This is a genomic window from Waltera acetigignens (assembly GCF_025567015.1).
In the GTDB taxonomy this organism is placed as follows: Bacteria; Bacillota; Clostridia; order Lachnospirales; family Lachnospiraceae; genus Acetatifactor; species Acetatifactor acetigignens.
In genome coordinates this window covers 56,073-72,441 of record NZ_JAOQJO010000016.1, presented here as the reverse complement: position 1 = coordinate 72,441, position 16,369 = coordinate 56,073, and the positions used below count along the sequence as shown (strand labels likewise).

The window sequence follows — 16,369 nt, the reverse complement described above, 5'->3', positions numbered from 1 at the left end:
TGCAAAAGCTCCGGAAAGGCGGCAGGTCATTGAAAGATATGAGGATGAAAATGATCAGATTAAATCAGCTGAAGCTTCCGGTAGATCATACCCGGGAGCAGCTTATACATAAGACGGCACAGTACTTACGGATCCCGGCGGCGGATATCCTCGAACTGCAGATTGTAAGGCAGTCTCTGGATGCCAGAAAAAAGCCGGCACTTTTTTACAGTTACAGTGTGAATGTAACGGTGAAAAAGGAAGAAAAAGTATATAAGGATGCCTGCCGCAGACTTGGAAAAGCCAATGTTCTGCTGACCGAAAAAACGGAATATCTTTTTCCGGCAGAAGGCTCAACGCAGCAGAAGCATCCCACCGTGATCATCGGAATGGGTCCTGCTGGACTTTTTTGCGGATATTATCTGGCACAGCACGGTTATGCACCTGTCATTCTGGAACGGGGTGCAGACGTGGATGCCAGACAGGCGGATGTAGAAGCTTTCTGGCAGACGGGCAGATTAAAGCCGGATTCCAATGTGCAGTTTGGAGAAGGCGGTGCTGGAACTTTTTCGGATGGTAAACTGAATACTTTGGTAAAGGACAAATACGGCAGAAATACGGAAGTATTGAAAACTTTCGTAAAGCACGGTGCTGATCCGGCAATTCTTTATCAGGCCAAGCCCCATATTGGTACGGATGTCCTGAGCAAAGTGGTAAAAAGCATGCGGGAAGAAATATTGCGTATGGGTGGGGAAGTCCGATTTCATAGTCAGATGACGGAGATCCTTACAGAGAACGGGCAGGTCACAGGAGTAAAGGTGAATGACACGGAAGTGCTCCCCTGTGAGCAGGTGGTACTGGCACCGGGGCACAGTGCCCGAGATACCTTTTCCATGTTGTACCGGAAGCAGTTTCCCATGTCGGCGAAACCTTTTGCAGTGGGATTCCGTGTGGAGCATCCCCAGAGCCTGATCAATATGAGCCAGTATGGCGCTGAGTCGGTAAAAGGTCTGGGTGCAGCGGCTTATAAGGTGACGGCTAAGACAAGCACCGGCAGAGGAGTGTATTCTTTCTGTATGTGTCCGGGCGGCTATGTGGTCAACGCATCTTCCGAGCCGGGAAGACTGGCGGTGAACGGTATGAGCTACAGCGGTCGTGACGGGAAAAATGCCAACAGCGCCATTATCGTTGCGGTGACTCCTGCGGATTACGGTTCCGATCATCCACTGGCAGGAATCGAATTCCAGCGGGGACTGGAACAGAGAGCTTATGAATTATGCGATGGGAAACTGCCGGTACAGCGGTACGGAGATTTTAGGGAGAAAGTCACCGGAGAGCATCCTGCGGAAACGGACGGAGTACAAAGAAGTGGCCCGGAAGCATTGGAACCACAGTGTAAAGGTGCTTATGAATGGGCGGATCTTACCGGAATTCTTCCGGCAGAGTGTAACCGGGCCTTCGTGGAGGGGATGGACAGCTTTGACAGACAGATCCACGGCTTTGCCTCTCCGGGAACGATCCTGACCGGTGTGGAAAGCAGGACGTCTTCCCCGGTGCGGATCGAACGGGATGAAGAGTTACAGTCTGCCATCCGGGGTTGCTATCCCTGTGGAGAGGGGGCCGGATATGCCGGAGGAATCACTTCCGCCGCCATGGACGGTATCCGCGTAGCAGAACAGATCGCTTCACAGTTTGCTCCGCTACAGCGTTGACGTATGGCAGAAAATGTTATATGATTCAAATATTCAGAGATTGCATCCTGCAGATCGGTTTTTCGGGGGAGGCGCTGAATATTACTGTAATAATATGGACTTAGAAAGGCAATCACGTGAATAACATAAGGGAACAAATCAAGGATAAGAAAAGAATCGTCGTTAAGATCGGTTCTTCCTCCTTACAGCATGCCGAGACGGGAGACCTGGATTATACTCGTCTGGAAAAGCTGGTAAGAGAGCTTTGCGATATCAGCAATCAGGGGAAAGAAGTCGTACTTGTGACTTCCGGTGCTATCGCCGCCGGAAAACAGGCAGTGCATTTAAAGACTACGGAGGGGCAGACTCAGGCAGAATCCATGGCGATCAAGCAGGCCTGTTCCGCCATCGGCCAGGCAAGACTGATGATGACCTACCAGAAGCTTTTTGCGGAGTACAATCAGGTGGCAGCACAGATCCTGATGACGAAAAATACCATCGTGGACAATCTGAACCGCTACAATGCCCATAATACCTTCACCCAGCTATTGAAAATGGGAGCAATTCCCGTTGTCAATGAAAATGATACGGTAGCGACCTACGAGATTGAGATCGGTGACAACGATACCCTGTCGGCTATTGTGGCAGCACTGATCGATGCAGATCTGCTGATCCTGTTGTCAGATATCGATGGCCTCTACACCGATGATCCCAGGCAGAATCCCAATGCGGAATTTATCGAACAGGTGGATGAACTCACGGAGGAATTCATGCATATGGGCAAGGCCAGTACCGGCAGTAATGTGGGGACCGGCGGCATGAATACCAAAATGATTGCAGCGAAGATTGCCACCAGTTCGGATGTGGATATGATCATTGCCAACAGCAAGGACATCGGAGTACTTCATCGTCTGTTATCCGGTGAAAACGAAGGTACTTTATTCGTGGCACATAAGGATGAAAGCTTTGATCTGCCGGAATTTGTACAGAATCTGCACAAAAATCAGTGATGATACGTCAACGAAAAGAGGAATACATTATGAATATGGATGAAAGAATAAAGCGCATCAATGAGCTTTATCATAAATCTCAGAGCGAGGGACTGACCGACGAAGAAAAGCTGGAACAGTCCATTCTCAGACAGGAATACGTGGACAGCATCAAGCGCAATATGAAGGCGCAGCTGGACAGCATCGAAATCGAAAGGCCGGACGGCACCATTGAAAAATTAAAGCCGTCCTATAAAAAGAAGAAATGAGCACTGAAGAACGCAGAGAAGTGAAAAAGAAACTGCGCAGGGAAGTGTTGGCCCGCAGGGCGGCACTGACGGAGCCGGAACGGGAGAGAGGGAATCTTCTCATTACCGAGCGGATTCTGGGACACCAGTGGTATTACCTCTCGGATACGATTCTGGGCTTTGTCAGCTACGGAAGTGAAATCTGCACGACAGAGATTCTGGAGAATGCCCTGCAGGATGGCAAACGTGTCTATGTTCCGAAGGTGGAAGGTCAGGAAATGCGTTTTTACCGGATTCAATCCCTGGCGGAATTGAAAGAGGGCTATAAGGGAATCCCGGAGCCGGAAGGCAATACGGAGAGCTATGAATATGCTCCCGAAGAGGCAGCAAACTGTCTGCTTCTGATGCCGGGAAGTGTATTTGATCCCCTGGGCAACCGGATGGGATACGGCGGCGGATTTTATGACCGCTATCTGGCAGACAGGGAAGCCTTAAGACTTCGCAGTATTGCTGTCGGGTTCCGCTGCCAGCAGGTCGAAAGTGTTCCTGTGGAAGAGACAGATGTAAAGCCCTATCAGGTGATTTTGGTATAAATCTTTGGTTTTGGAAAGGCGGGGAAGGAATGTCGGAACTTTTAGAACTGGGAAAAAATGCCTGCGATGCCAAATATGTATTGCAGAAGCTTACTACAGAAGAGAAAAACAAGGCGCTGCAGACAGCGGCAAATGATCTGTGTGAAAGACAGGAAGAGATCCTTGCAGCCAACGTACTGGATCTGGAAAACGGGAAAAACAACGGAATGAATCCGGGACTGCTGGATCGTCTGAAGCTTACCGGAGAGAGAATCGCGCAGATTGCAGAGGGCCTTCGGCAGATTGCGGCTCTTCCGGATTGCATCGGTGAGACCATGGAACATTTCGAACGTCCCAACGGACTGAAAATCGATAAAGTCAGAGTACCGTTAGGGGTTATCGGCATTATCTATGAGGCTCGTCCCAACGTGACGGCGGATGCCTTCGGATTGTGCTTTAAGACGGGAAATGCAGTGATCTTAAAGGGAGGCAGCGATGCCATTCATTCCAATATCGCTATTGTCAAAGTATTACAGGATGCACTGGAAGCCTGCAGTATGCCCAGGACTGCCGTACAGCTGATCGAAGATACGGATCGTGCGGTCACTGCGCAGTTTATGAAGATGAAGGAATATGTGGATGTGCTGATCCCAAGAGGCGGTGCGGGACTGATCCGCAGCGTGGTGGAGAACAGCACGATCCCCGTCATAGAGACCGGAACCGGCAACTGCCACGTCTATGTGGACAAGGATGCGGATGTGGATATGGCGGTAAAAATACTGATGAATGCCAAGACCCAGCGGATCGGTGTCTGCAATGCCTGTGAGTCTCTGGTGGTGCATCGTGCCGTCCGGGATAAGTTCCTTCCGAAGATGGCGGAAGCCCTGAATACGAAGAACGTAGAACTGCGGGGAGACGAAAGCACCCGGGAGATCCTGCCGGACTGCATTCCCGCTACAGAAGAAGATTACGGTACGGAGTATCTGGATTATATTCTGTCTGTCAAGACTGTGGACAGCGTGGAAGAGGCCATTGCCCATATCAACCGTTACAATACGAAGCATTCCGAATGTATCGTGACGGAAAATACGGAGACTGCAGAGAAATTTTTAAACGAAGTGGATGCAGCCTGTGTTTATGTTAATGCCTCCACAAGATTTACAGACGGTTTCGAGTTTGGATTTGGTGCAGAAATCGGTATCAGCACCCAGAAGCTGCATGCCAGAGGCCCCATGGGCCTGAAGGAGCTGACCTCCTATAAATACAAGATACATGGAAACGGTCAGATCCGCAGATAAACATTTGCGACCCGCCACAGGCGGATAATCTGCGTATTCTCCGGCTGGATATTTTGTTCTGTATGCAAAGACATCTGTCGGAAATAACTATAGAGGAAGAGGAGAAGATTTATGAAAGAAGTAAATGGAAGTATTTGGCACACTATGAGCACCCAGAGAGTCACTCCCACAGATTTTGTCTGTGTCATCGAGATCTCCAAGGGCAGCAAGAACAAGTATGAACTGGACAAGGAGACAGGCCTTCTGATCCTGGATCGTATCCTGCATACCTCCACTCATTATCCTGCGAACTACGGTTTTATTCCCAGAACCTACGGTGATGATGGTGACCCGTTAGACGTATTGTTACTGTGTTCCGAGCCGGTACAGCCCATGACACTGGTAAGAGCGTATCCCATCGGCGTGATCTCCATGCTGGACAACGGCAAAAATGACGAGAAGATCATTGCAGTTCCTTTCAATGATCCCAATTACAACTGCTATCATGATATTTCCGAGCTGCCCAGTCATGTGGTGGACGAGATGGAGCATTTCTTCACAGTATATAAGGCACTGGAGAACAAGACCACTGCTGTCAATGAAAAGGGCAACAGAGATGAGGCAATTGAAGTCATTAAAAAGTGTCTGGACAATTACATTGATACCTTTATCAAGAGTTGGTAAGCTGTTGATAATTGATTTTCAACAATCACAAAGCACCGTATTTCCCATGCAGTTCATTGGGGGATACGGTGTTTATTTCTATAAACTATTGAAAAAAATTGTCAAAACCCCTAGATTTTTTAAAGGAAATATGAGAGAATGAACACGACCATTATGATATTATTTTATCAATAGTATTATAAGTACATATTGAAAGGAGATTTCACATGATTTATTCAAAAGAAGTTGAAGAAATGTGTCCCGTTGCACAGGGCGTACATCATGGTTGTGCTCCCATTCCCGAAGAGGCAAAATGGGTGCAGGCAAAAGAAGTTAAGGATATTTCCGGTCTGACTCACGGTGTGGGCTGGTGTGCACCTCAGCAGGGTGCATGTAAACTGACCCTGAACGTTAAGGAAGGTATCATCCAGGAGGCTCTGGTTGAGACCGTTGGATGTTCCGGTATGACTCACTCCGCAGCTATGGCTGCTGAAATCCTGCCCGGTCTGACCGTTATGGAAGCTTTAAATACTGACCTTGTATGTGATGCAATCAATACCGCTATGAGAGAGCTGTTCTTACAGATCGTTTATGGTCGTACCCAGAGTGCATTCTCTGAGGAAGGTCTGCCTGTAGGCGCAGGTCTGGAAGACCTTGGTAAGGGCTTAAGAAGCCAGGTTGGTACTATGTACGGTACTCTGAAGAAGGGTCCCCGTTATCTGGAGATGGCAGAAGGTTATGTAACCGGTATTGCTCTGGACAAGGATGATCAGATCATCGGTTACCAGTTTGTTAACCTGGGCAAGATGACCGACTTCATCAAGAAGGGTGACGATGCCAACACTGCATGGGAGAAGGCTAAGGGCCAGTATGGTCGTGTAGACGATGCAGTTAAGATCATCGATCCCAGAAAACAATAAGATACAGGAGGACAGAAAAAATGGCTTTATTTGAATCATATGAAAGACGTATTGATAAGATCAACGCTGTACTGAACAGCTATGGTATCTCCTCTATCGAAGAAGCAGAGAAGATCACAAAAGATGCAGGCCTGGATGTATACGATCAGGTAAAGAAGATCCAGCCCATCTGTTTTGAAAATGCTTGCTGGGCTTACACTGTAGGCGCTGCAATCGCAATCAAGAAAGGCTGCAGAAAGGCATCTGAAGCAGCTGCAGCTATCGGCGAAGGTTTACAGGCATTTTGTATCCCCGGTTCCGTTGCTGATACCCGTAAGGTAGGTCTTGGCCATGGTAACCTGGGCAAGATGCTGCTGGAAGAGGATACTGACTGTTTCTGTTTCCTGGCAGGACATGAGTCCTTCGCAGCAGCAGAAGGTGCTATCGGTATCGCAGAGAAGGCTAACAAAGTTCGTCAGAAGCCTTTACGTGTTATCCTGAACGGTCTTGGTAAGGATGCTGCAAAGATTATTTCCCGTATCAACGGATTTACCTTTGTTGAGACCTCTTATGATCCTTACACCAACACCGTTACCGAAGTAGAGAGAATCGCTTACTCCGAGGGACTTCGTGCTAAGGTTAACTGCTACGGCGCTAACAGCGTTCCCGAAGGCGTAGCTATCATGTGGAAGGAGAACGTAGACGTATCCATCACCGGTAACTCTACCAACCCTACCAGATTCCAGCATCCCGTAGCTGGTACTTACAAGAAGGAGAGACTGGAAGCAGGCAAGAAGTACTTCTCCGTAGCTTCCGGCGGCGGTACCGGACGTACTCTGCATCCCGATAACATGGCTGCAGGTCCCGCTTCTTACGGTTTCACCGATACTCTGGGCCGTATGCACTCTGACGCGCAGTTCGCTGGTTCTTCCTCCGTACCTGCACACGTTGAGATGATGGGTCTGATCGGCATGGGCAACAACCCGATGGTAGGTGCTACCGTAGCTGTTGCTGTATCCATCGAGGAAGCTGCTAAGGCTGGTAAGTTCTAAAACATAAAATCAGATAAATCAAGGATTTCAAGGCTCCCGACATTGTTCGGGAGTCTTTATTTCCACAAAATTACTTTGTAATCGAACATGCATTCTGCTATAATCATTTATAGAAAGTGTTTGAAAGGAGGCAGCAATGGAATCACAATCCCATACTTATATTGCCATGGATCTGAAGTCTTTTTATGCCTCCGTGGAGTGCGTTGACAGAGGGCTGGATCCTTTGAATACGAATCTGGTGGTGGCGGATGCTTCCCGGACGCAGAAGACCATCTGCCTGGCGGTATCTCCCTCTCTGAAATCCTATGGAATCCCGGGACGGGCAAGACTGTTCGAAGTGATCTCCAAAGTAAGAGAAGTAAATGCCATGCGGAAAGTGCGGTCCCCTGGCGGCAGATTTTTGGGAAAAAGCACCTTTGCGGATGAATTGCAGAGGCATCCGGAACTGGAAGTTGGTTTTGTGACCGCCACGCCCCGGATGGCGAGATATCTGGAATATAGTACCCAGATCTATAATATTTATTTGAAATATATCGCACCGGAAGATATTCATGTCTATTCTATTGATGAAGTGTTTCTGGATGTGACACAATACCTGAAGACCTATGGTATGACAGCGAGAGAACTAGCATCCAGAATTGCAACAGAGATTCTGGAGAAAAAAGGGCTGACCGCCACAGCAGGAATCGGAACCAATCTGTACCTGTGCAAGATTGCCATGGATATTGTAGCGAAGCATATGGAACCGGATGATAACGGAGTCCGGATCGCCGAATTGGATGAGATCAGCTATCGGGAACTTTTGTGGGATCACAGGCCGCTGACGGATTTCTGGAGAGTCGGCGCCGGATACCGCAAGAAGCTGGAAGCCGCCGGAATGTTTACCATGGGCGATGTGGCCAGATGCTCTATCGGAGGACCGGGAGATTACTATAACGAAGATTTGCTGTACCGGATGTTCGGCATCAATGCGGAGCTTTTGATCGATCATGCCTGGGGGTATGAGCCGGTGACCATGGACCTGATCAAATCCTATCGACCGGAGACTAACTGTATCAGCTCCGGTCAGGTACTGCATTGCGCCACGGATTTTATGCAGGCCAAGATCGTAGTCCGGGAAATGGCAGAACAACTGGCAATGGATCTGGTGGAAAAAAAGCTGGTCACAGATCAGATCGTGCTGACTGTTGGCTATGATATTGACAACCTGAAGATTCCGGAGATCGCAGATCATTATCATGGTGAAATCACGGTAGATCGTTATGGCAGAAGCGTGCCGAAGCATGCCCACGGCACTGGAAACCTTGATGCAATGACTGCGTCAGTCAGCAGGATTACAGAGACAACAATGGGATTATATGAACGGATTGTAGATCCCATGCTGCTGACCCGAAGAATCACTCTTGTGGCCAATCATCTAAAGGATGCGGACAGCGTAAAGGAAGAGCCGTTCTACGAACAGCTGGATCTGTTCTCCGGAGGCTTTTTGCAAACGGGGCAGAAGGAAACTTCCTGGGAAACAAAGCAGCTGGAAAAGGAACGGCTGGAAAAAGAAAAACACTTGCAGGAAGCAATGCTAAGCGTAAAATCAAAGTATGGAAAGAATGCGATTCTGAAGGCTGCCGATCTGCAGGAGGGAGCCACAACCATAGACAGGAACCGTCAGATTGGCGGACATAAGGCATAATATTTATCGGACCACAAAATCCGATAACAGGAAAAGAGTAAAAAGATGAATGAAAAATATAAGGACATGCTCCATCTGCCTCACCCGGTGTCATCCACCCATCCCCGAATGGCTTTACAGGACCGTGCTGCACAGTTTTCACCGTTTGCAGCATTGGCGGGATATGATGACGCTCTGAGAGAAACGGCCCGCCGGACAGACCGTTTTGTGGAACTGGATGAGGACAGGAAGCAGGAGCTCGACCGCCAGATTTCTTATTTGCAACAGCATCTGCTGGACACAGTGCCGGTGAAAATTATTTATTTTGTGCCGGATGAGAAAAAGGACGGCGGCAGTTATACTGCCGTAGAAGGCTGTGTCCGCAAAATCGATGAAAACACAAAAAGCCTTCGGATACAGGGAACAGAAATTCCGGTAGAGAGGATCTACGGGATCGATTTTCTGTAGTTACATTGTAAATAGTTCAGAGAAATGCTAAAATATTACCAATAGTATTTTGAGAACAAGAATGGAAAGGAATTTCTGACAATGAAGAAAAAATGTATCAGTACAGCAACACTGTCAGTGCTTTTGCTTGTACTGTTTCTTCCTGTTTTCTATTATATAGTATTCTACGGGACCAATGTGAACTACAACGAAATGCATAAGATCATTACCGTGGAGGGAAATAAAGTACTATCCCTGTGCGCGGTGATCGGAGTGGCTGTACTGGGGGCAGCGTACTATTTTCTGCGAAAGATTCCTTACACCGGACGCATAGCAGTCTGGTTTACCGGGATCACACTGGCAGTCTGTATTCTGTTCTGTCTTGTGAATATAAAAATATCCAAATGCATTGCATTTTACGGTGGCTGGGATTGCGGCATGGTGGCCAATTCCGCCCGCTGGCTTTATGAGGGCCAGACACTGGGGTATGACGATTACTATACGATCTACAGTAATAATATTCCCGTTACATGGCTTTTGTATCAGTTGTATTCTTTTGCCTCAGGACTTAAGGGGTATCCCTACAATCCGGAATTTATCTGGATCCAGTTCCAGTGCGTCATGCTGTCACTGGCGGTATTCTGTTCAGTACTTCTGGTCCTTCAGGTCAGCAGGAACCTTGGAATTTCCGTGATTGCCCTGGTCTTTCAGAGCATCTTTCTGGGAATCTCTCCCTGGAAGATTATTCCCTATACGGACGGAAGCACCATTGCCATGCCGATCCTGATTCTTCTACTGTATTCATTGTTCCGGAAGAATGGGAGAAAACGGAAATACCTTTTATGGTTTTTGATAATGTTTCTGGGGTGCCTTGGCGGAATCATGAAAGCCACCTGCTATGTCACATTGATTGCGGTAGTACTGGTGGATCTGGTATGGTCTGCCTGGGAAGAGGTGCCAATGCGTAAGCGGCTGCAGAAGACCGGCTTAAAAATCTTGCTTCTGATAGCGGCTTTCGGACTTGGGGCTTTCTGTAAGCAGGGAATCTACTGTTCCGTACAGTATGATTATAATGCGGATATGGAGATCGGCTGGAGTAATTATATGTATAACGGCCTCAATGAGGATACTACCGGGGCCTGTTCCGGAGAGGGACTTGAGATCGTACGATCTTTTGCTGGTACGGATAAAAATACCCGGATACAATATGAGATGGAAGGAATCCGCAAAAGAATCGGTGATCGTGGTATTTGGGGTACAATCCGGTTCTGGCTGCGTAAGCAGGTCATGAATTTTAACGATGGGACGTTCAGCTGGTATCAGGAAGGGTATTTTCAGGCGTGGGAATATCCGTTGAACATTGACAGCTCCGGGAAAGAAGCTCTGAGGGCTTTTTACTGGCAGGACGGCAGCAATTATATCTGGTTTACGACGATCAGCCAGGGATTATGGCTTTTTGTACTGTTGGGAGTCATAACAGAGGCTGGTATGCTTTTGTGGACGGCGGTGTCAACAATCCGCAGACCTAAATACCGGACAGAAGAGAACCTGTCTGACCGGCTGTGTCTTTCTACTGTGATGATCGTTACATTTATCGGTATGTTTTTATTTGTTATGTTATTTGAGGCAAGAGCCAGATATCTATATAATACCATTCCGGTATTCTCTGTCATGGCAGTTTTTGGATATTACGAATTGTATCGGAAATTATTCATATTTTGTGACAAAAGGCGGAAATAACTTCGTTTTCCGGTAGAAATTGCACGTTATGAGAGCCTATAATGTGAAAATAGCACTGGTAAAATATATAAACATCCTGTATAATGTACAGTAATGACTGAGAAATGAGTCAGGAACAAAAAAGAGGGAGGAAGAATAAATGTACTTTTGTAAGAATTGCGGCGAGCCTTATATGACAGACGAAGCTGTGATGTGCGTAAAGTGCGGTGTGGCCAAGGGACAGGGGAATAATTACTGCCATAACTGCGGTAAGCCTTTAGCTCCGGATGCTGCAGTATGTTTAAACTGTGGCGTAGCCAATAAGCAGGCACCGGCACCGGATGCAAAATCCAAACTGGTAGCCGGTCTGTTGGCAATTTTCCTTGGTACGTTCGGCGTACATAATTTCTATCTGGGCTATACCGGTAAGGCAGTTACCCAATTGGTACTTTCCATCGTGGGAATCCTTTTATGCTGTGTGGTAGTCGGCGTATTCATTGTTATGGGTGTAGGTATCTGGGGACTGGTAGAAGGTATCATGATCCTGACCGGCAAGATCGACACAGACGGCAAGGGTAATCCCCTGGCAGATTAATATCAGGCCTTTTCCAGGCCAGAAAGAGGAGAAAATGGACGGACAGAATTTTGAAAATGAAAACAATGTTACAGTAGATACTACTGCAACAGAAGTAAGCTCCGCAGCAGAAACTGTACAGGAGACCCCGGTAACAGAACAGCCTGTGAACAATTATCAGGATTATACCGCAAATGTACAGCCTCAGGCAGCTACAACAGCTCCTGTACAGCAGCCGGAGGACAAAGAAACCAATGTACTGGCTATTGTCAGCCTGGTACTGGGTATCCTTTCCATCGTACTTGGATGCTGCACTGGATGGATCGGCGCACTGTTTGGAATCGGTGGTATCATTTGCGCAGTATTTGCCAATAAGCAGGGCAAGACCGGCCTGGCAAAGGCTGGACTGATCTGTTCTATCATTGGTATTGTACTGGGAATTATCATTACAATCTTAGCTGCTGTATTTTCTGTAGCATTTATGAGTGAACTTGCAAACTACTACTAAAAACCAGCGGAGCCTGGAAGATCAGCTTTATATTGCAGGATGGATATTTCTGCTGGTCGGAAGCATCGGAAGCTTTCTGTATCTTCATATAATCGTTCCGAGACTGCAGGGATATACCTGCGTGGTCTATCGATTATTTGGGATTTACTGTCCCGGCTGTGGTGGAACGAGAGCGGTAAGTGCACTGCTTACTGGACATCCGCTACTGGCCACCTGGTATCATCCACTGGTTACGTATACTGTTGTTATCTTTGGAGGTTTTATGCTAAGTCAGACCCTTGCCAGATTACATATTGGCAGGATCAAAGGCTGGCGCTTTCATGAATGGCATCTGTATGCGGCGGTAGGGATCATGATAGGGAACTTTATTCTGAAGAATATTTTGCTTCTGAAGTTTCACATTACATTATGACTGTATTTGCATTTTTTACATATACAGAATATTTTATCGCACAAAAGTGCAGAGGGAGAAAACATGAATAAAAAAACTACGGGTATCATTGCTTACATTACCTGGATCGGCTGGATCGTTGCTTTTTGCGCAGGTGACAAAGAGGGTGCTAAGTTCCATCTGAATCAGGCTCTGGTTATTCTGATCGGCCAGATCGTTGCAGCAGTAATCAACTACATTCCTTATGTAGGTGGTATTGTTGGCACTATCTTAAGCATCTTTCTGTTTGTATGCTGGATCATGGGTCTGATTTATGCTTGCCAGGAGCAGGAGAAGGAAGTTCCTCTGATCGGCCAGATCAAGATTTTAAAATAATAAAAATGACAATAAGTCATAAAAAGAATCCCCGGTGTTCATTACATCGGGGATTCTTTTTATGGGTGCGCCTGGCAGCGCACGTTTCTGTGATTATTAAAAAATTGTAACTATTCTGCAGCAGAAGCAGCCGCTGTTTCCTCTGCAGTGGTCAGATTTACATCTTCGGGCTGTTCACCGTGCAGGAAAGTGATGATGATCTGGATCCGCTTGTAAGCTCTGGCATAATTTTCCTTTGCATAGTCTGCGGTCAGCTGATTGTAACCACCGTTATCATAGGCATCGTGGTAACTCTCTACCGCAGTGGTCATATATTCGCTTGCTTCATCGGCAAGAGATTCCAGATAATCAAATTCAGTAGGAAAATCCAACGCTGCAAAATCCTGAAAAGCGCTGTCCAGCTGATCCAGATAACCGAGAAGTTCATCGGTGGCATTTTCGGATGTCGCGTCTACGTTGTTGATCTCGGTATCTATATCGGAGATCTTGGTACAAAAAGAATCTATTTCCTCCTTAAACTGTGTCAGCGCAGGATCCTTTCCGCAGGCGGTAAGCGTAAGTGCGGTCAGCAGTCCGGCCGTAAGGGCAAGTATTTTTTTCTTCAAAATTATATCCTCCAAATCATTTGATCCATCTAAAAATTTATCATATTCTGCAGTTTTACGCAACCTTATAATGTTAAAACGTCCCCTTTACGAATAAAAGGACATTGTGGTATGATTAAAAGAATCAAGATACAGGAAAAGAGAACTATGACAAGAGAAGAATTTATTACGTTAAGTAAAGACCATATTTTATATCTGGACGGCGCTACAGGATCCAATCTGGTGAAGGCAGGAATGCCTTCCGGCGTCTGCCCGGAGCAGTGGATCCTGGAGCATCAGGATGTCATGCTGCAATTACAGAAGGATTACGTGCAGGCGGGAACCAATATCCTGTATGCCCCTACCTTTACCGCCAATCGCGTCAAACTGGCAGAATATCATCTGGAAAAAAATATGACTTCCATGATTCGTGATCTGGTGGCTATTTCGAAGAAAGCGGCAGAGAGTACTCCGGGACATCCGGTTTATGTGGCCGGTGATCTCACAATGACTGGTGAACAGTTAAAGCCCATGGGAAAAATGGAGTTGGAAACACTGATCGATATTTATAAAGAGCAGATTCTTTGTCTGGTGGATGCCGGGGCGGATCTTCTGGTGGTGGAGACCATGATGAGCCTGGCGGAGACCAGAGCGGCACTGATCGCGGCGAAAGAAGTCTGTGATTTGCCGGTAATCGCTACACTGACCTTTGAAGCGGATGGAAGAACTTTGTTCGGTACGGATGCGAAAACGGCGGCCATTGTGTTGGAAAGCCTGGGGGCCAGTGCTATCGGTGCCAACTGTTCCACTGGTCCGGCTCAGATGGAGAGCATTATTTCGGAGATGGTATCCCATACCAGAATTCCTGTAATTGCAAAACCCAATGCCGGACTTCCTTTTCTGGATGAAAACGGAACTACCTGCTACAACATGGAAGCAGAAGAGTTTGCAGAAGAGATGGAAGTACTGGTCAATGCCGGAGCTACGATTCTTGGCGGCTGTTGTGGTACCACTCCGGAATTCATAAGACAGATCCATGAACGATTTGGTACAGATGCGAAGGTTGCAGCATCCCGAAGACCGGATGGAATTCGATATCTGACCTCCGAACGTATTACCCACAGCTTTGGTCTGGATGACGGCTTTTTTGTTGTGGGAGAACGTATCAATCCTACCGGCAAGAAAGCACTTCAGGCACAGCTTCGTGAGGGCAGCTTTGAAAAGGTGATACAGTTTGCCGAAGAACAGGAAGCCTGCGGTGCCAAGGTACTGGATATCAATATGGGCATGAGCGGTATCGACGAGAAAGCCAGCATGCTTCGGGCTCTGGAGGAAGTCAGCGGTGTCACGAACCTGCCTCTTTCCCTGGATTCCAGCTACGTGGAAGTCTTAGAAGCTGCACTGCGTAATTATCCCGGACGTGCTCTGGTCAATTCTGTATCTCTGGAGACGGAAAAATTTGAAAAACTACTTCCCATTGTAGCCAAATACGGTGCTATGTTTATCCTGCTTCCTTTGTCGGATGCGGGACTGCCCAAGGATATAGAAGAGAAGAAAGAGATTATTCACAAGATTTATGACCGGGCACTTTCTCTGGGAATGTGCAAAGAAGATATCGTGGTGGACGGTCTGGTGGCAACGGTAGGTGCCAATCCGAAAGCTGCACTGGAAACGTTGGAGACCATCCGCTATTGCAAAGAGAACGGTTTTGCCACGATCTGCGGTCTGTCCAACATTTCCTTCGCCATGCCGGAGAGAAGTTTTGTTAATACCGCATTCCTGACGCTGGCAATTCAGGCGGGACTGACCATGGCTATTGCCAATCCTTCCCAGGAACTTCTGATGAGCTGTGCTTTGGCTGCGGATCTGCTGTTGAACAAAGAAGAAGCCGCTCTTCGCTATATCGAGTACGCCGGTGGCGTCAGGGAGCGCAGAGAAGAGAAAGAAGCGGAACTGGCAAAAAAACTGGCACTGCTGGAAAATCAGGGAACAACCGCCAAGACAGGCACTGCCGGCAATGCCGCCAAAGAAGCGACTGCTGATAACGGTCCGCAGATCAATGAAATGCAGGACAAGCTGAAGACGGCGGTACTGAAAGGCAACCGTAACGGCATTGTAAAGATCACGAAGGAAGCATTGGAAAGCGGAGAGAAACCTGCGGAGCTATTGAATCAGGTACTGCTCCCTGCCATTAATCAGGTAGGTGAATTCTTTGATCAGGGCAAGTATTTTCTGCCGCAGCTGATTGCCAGTGCGGAAGCCATGAAGAATTCCATCGAGGTGCTGGAACCGTTGCTGCAGACCGGAGGCACCGGAGAAGAAATGCCGGTGGTGGTCATTGCCACGGTGGAAGGAGATATCCATGATATCGGCAAGAATCTGGTGGCACTGATGTTAAAAAACCACGGATTCCATGTGATCGATCTGGGCAAGGATGTGCCGCAGGCGAAAATTCTGGAGTCGGCGAAAGAACATCATGCGGAATTTATTGCCCTGTCAGCACTGATGACCACCACCATGCAGAGAATGCGGGAGATCGTGGCAGCCGCAAAAGAAGAAGGCATCACCGCCAAGATCATCATCGGCGGCGCTGTCATTACGCAGGAATATGCGGATGAGATCGGTGCCGACGGCTATTCCAAGGATGCGGCGGATGCCGTGAAACTGGCCAAAAGCCTGATGTAAAAGAGTCTGAAACAACAGAAATAATGGAGTATAGATAAAGGAGCAAAGCA

The 16,369-nt window shown here is 47.6% G+C and carries 17 protein-coding genes; 16 read left to right on the top strand and 1 reads right to left on the bottom strand.

All coding sequences use genetic code 11. The features are described from left to right. The first annotated feature begins 50 nt into the window (after positions 1 to 50). From OCV96_RS14715 to OCV96_RS14645, 15 genes are all read left to right on the top strand, one after another. Positions 51 to 1,691 carry an NAD(P)/FAD-dependent oxidoreductase gene (locus tag OCV96_RS14715; RefSeq protein ID WP_022312797.1) on the top strand — a complete coding sequence of 547 codons (1,641 nt, stop codon included), beginning with the start codon at positions 51 to 53 and terminating at the stop codon, positions 1,689 to 1,691. A 116-nt stretch (positions 1,692 to 1,807) separates the two neighbouring features. Further along, positions 1,808 to 2,680, top strand: coding sequence for a glutamate 5-kinase (gene proB, locus OCV96_RS14710; protein WP_022312796.1), 873 nt, complete (start codon positions 1,808 to 1,810; stop codon positions 2,678 to 2,680). 29 nt (positions 2,681 to 2,709) lie between these two features. Continuing rightward, the gene (locus OCV96_RS14705; RefSeq protein WP_022312795.1) at positions 2,710 to 2,928 is read left to right on the top strand and encodes a DUF896 domain-containing protein; all 219 of its coding nucleotides are present in this window, start codon (positions 2,710 to 2,712) and stop codon (positions 2,926 to 2,928) included. Further along, positions 2,925 to 3,500: a 5-formyltetrahydrofolate cyclo-ligase gene (locus tag OCV96_RS14700; protein WP_227733229.1), complete on the top strand. Its 576-nt coding sequence runs from the start codon at positions 2,925 to 2,927 to the stop codon at positions 3,498 to 3,500. The genes OCV96_RS14705 and OCV96_RS14700 overlap by 4 nt, the downstream gene beginning before the upstream one ends. Positions 3,501 to 3,529: 29 nt before the next feature. Beyond that, positions 3,530 to 4,777 carry a glutamate-5-semialdehyde dehydrogenase gene (locus tag OCV96_RS14695; RefSeq protein ID WP_262594790.1) on the top strand — a complete coding sequence of 416 codons (1,248 nt, stop codon included), beginning with the start codon at positions 3,530 to 3,532 and terminating at the stop codon, positions 4,775 to 4,777. 111 nt (positions 4,778 to 4,888) lie between these two features. Next, positions 4,889 to 5,440 carry an inorganic diphosphatase gene (locus OCV96_RS14690; protein ID WP_118503773.1) on the top strand — a complete coding sequence of 184 codons (552 nt, stop codon included), beginning with the start codon at positions 4,889 to 4,891 and terminating at the stop codon, positions 5,438 to 5,440. A 206-nt stretch (positions 5,441 to 5,646) separates the two neighbouring features. Beyond that, complete coding sequence (locus OCV96_RS14685) at positions 5,647 to 6,339, top strand: iron-sulfur cluster assembly scaffold protein (protein ID WP_022155100.1); 693 nt, start codon at positions 5,647 to 5,649, stop codon at positions 6,337 to 6,339. Between the two features lie 20 nt (positions 6,340 to 6,359). After that, positions 6,360 to 7,370: a GGGtGRT protein gene (locus OCV96_RS14680; RefSeq protein WP_118503774.1), complete on the top strand. Its 1,011-nt coding sequence runs from the start codon at positions 6,360 to 6,362 to the stop codon at positions 7,368 to 7,370. A gap of 136 nt (positions 7,371 to 7,506) precedes the next feature. Next, positions 7,507 to 9,057: a Y-family DNA polymerase gene (locus OCV96_RS14675; RefSeq protein ID WP_262594789.1), complete on the top strand. Its 1,551-nt coding sequence runs from the start codon at positions 7,507 to 7,509 to the stop codon at positions 9,055 to 9,057. Between the two features lie 45 nt (positions 9,058 to 9,102). Continuing rightward, positions 9,103 to 9,504 carry a YolD-like family protein gene (locus tag OCV96_RS14670; protein ID WP_262594788.1) on the top strand — a complete coding sequence of 134 codons (402 nt, stop codon included), beginning with the start codon at positions 9,103 to 9,105 and terminating at the stop codon, positions 9,502 to 9,504. 81 nt (positions 9,505 to 9,585) lie between these two features. Beyond that, the gene (locus OCV96_RS14665; RefSeq protein WP_262594787.1) at positions 9,586 to 11,223 is read left to right on the top strand and encodes a glycosyltransferase family protein; all 1,638 of its coding nucleotides are present in this window, start codon (positions 9,586 to 9,588) and stop codon (positions 11,221 to 11,223) included. A gap of 139 nt (positions 11,224 to 11,362) precedes the next feature. Then, positions 11,363 to 11,797, top strand: a complete 435-nt coding sequence (locus OCV96_RS14660) for a TM2 domain-containing protein (protein ID WP_022312890.1) — start codon at positions 11,363 to 11,365, stop codon at positions 11,795 to 11,797. A gap of 34 nt (positions 11,798 to 11,831) precedes the next feature. After that, entirely contained in the window at positions 11,832 to 12,284 is a 453-nt protein-coding gene (locus OCV96_RS14655) for a DUF4190 domain-containing protein (protein ID WP_262594786.1), read from the top strand. Beyond that, positions 12,268 to 12,696 carry a DUF2752 domain-containing protein gene (locus tag OCV96_RS14650; protein ID WP_022312892.1) on the top strand — a complete coding sequence of 143 codons (429 nt, stop codon included), beginning with the start codon at positions 12,268 to 12,270 and terminating at the stop codon, positions 12,694 to 12,696. Before OCV96_RS14655 ends, OCV96_RS14650 begins: the two co-directional genes overlap by 17 nt. A gap of 63 nt (positions 12,697 to 12,759) precedes the next feature. Further along, positions 12,760 to 13,050, top strand: a complete 291-nt coding sequence (locus tag OCV96_RS14645) for a DUF4870 domain-containing protein (RefSeq protein WP_022312893.1) — start codon at positions 12,760 to 12,762, stop codon at positions 13,048 to 13,050. 110 nt (positions 13,051 to 13,160) lie between these two features. Here the strand turns inward: OCV96_RS14645 and OCV96_RS14640 are convergent, their stop codons facing one another. After that, entirely contained in the window at positions 13,161 to 13,655 is a 495-nt protein-coding gene (locus OCV96_RS14640) for a hypothetical protein (protein ID WP_118669126.1), read from the bottom strand. Between the two features lie 147 nt (positions 13,656 to 13,802). Between OCV96_RS14640 and OCV96_RS14635 the strand changes: the two genes are divergently transcribed. Continuing rightward, entirely contained in the window at positions 13,803 to 16,319 is a 2,517-nt protein-coding gene (locus tag OCV96_RS14635) for a homocysteine S-methyltransferase family protein (RefSeq protein ID WP_262594806.1), read from the top strand. Positions 16,320 to 16,369 lie beyond the last annotated feature (50 nt).

Excerpts from the sequence above, each read along its gene's own strand:
- OCV96_RS14695 (WP_262594790.1), top strand. The coding sequence starts at position 3,530 with ATGTCGGAACTTTTAGAACTGGGAAAAAATGCCTGCGATGCCAAATAT.
- OCV96_RS14635 (WP_262594806.1), top strand. The coding sequence starts at position 13,803 with ATGACAAGAGAAGAATTTATTACGTTAAGTAAAGACCATATTTTATAT.
- OCV96_RS14660 (WP_022312890.1), top strand. The coding sequence starts at position 11,363 with ATGTACTTTTGTAAGAATTGCGGCGAGCCTTATATGACAGACGAAGCT.
- OCV96_RS14705 (WP_022312795.1), top strand. The coding sequence starts at position 2,710 with ATGAATATGGATGAAAGAATAAAGCGCATCAATGAGCTTTATCATAAA.
- OCV96_RS14645 (WP_022312893.1), top strand. The coding sequence starts at position 12,760 with ATGAATAAAAAAACTACGGGTATCATTGCTTACATTACCTGGATCGGC.
- OCV96_RS14685 (WP_022155100.1), top strand. The coding sequence starts at position 5,647 with ATGATTTATTCAAAAGAAGTTGAAGAAATGTGTCCCGTTGCACAGGGC.
- OCV96_RS14680 (WP_118503774.1), top strand. The coding sequence starts at position 6,360 with ATGGCTTTATTTGAATCATATGAAAGACGTATTGATAAGATCAACGCT.
- OCV96_RS14690 (WP_118503773.1), top strand. The coding sequence starts at position 4,889 with ATGAAAGAAGTAAATGGAAGTATTTGGCACACTATGAGCACCCAGAGA.
- OCV96_RS14665 (WP_262594787.1), top strand. The coding sequence starts at position 9,586 with ATGAAGAAAAAATGTATCAGTACAGCAACACTGTCAGTGCTTTTGCTT.
- OCV96_RS14655 (WP_262594786.1), top strand. The coding sequence starts at position 11,832 with ATGGACGGACAGAATTTTGAAAATGAAAACAATGTTACAGTAGATACT.
- OCV96_RS14715 (WP_022312797.1), top strand. The coding sequence starts at position 51 with ATGATCAGATTAAATCAGCTGAAGCTTCCGGTAGATCATACCCGGGAG.
- OCV96_RS14700 (WP_227733229.1), top strand. The coding sequence starts at position 2,925 with ATGAGCACTGAAGAACGCAGAGAAGTGAAAAAGAAACTGCGCAGGGAA.
- OCV96_RS14675 (WP_262594789.1), top strand. The coding sequence starts at position 7,507 with ATGGAATCACAATCCCATACTTATATTGCCATGGATCTGAAGTCTTTT.
- OCV96_RS14670 (WP_262594788.1), top strand. The coding sequence starts at position 9,103 with ATGAATGAAAAATATAAGGACATGCTCCATCTGCCTCACCCGGTGTCA.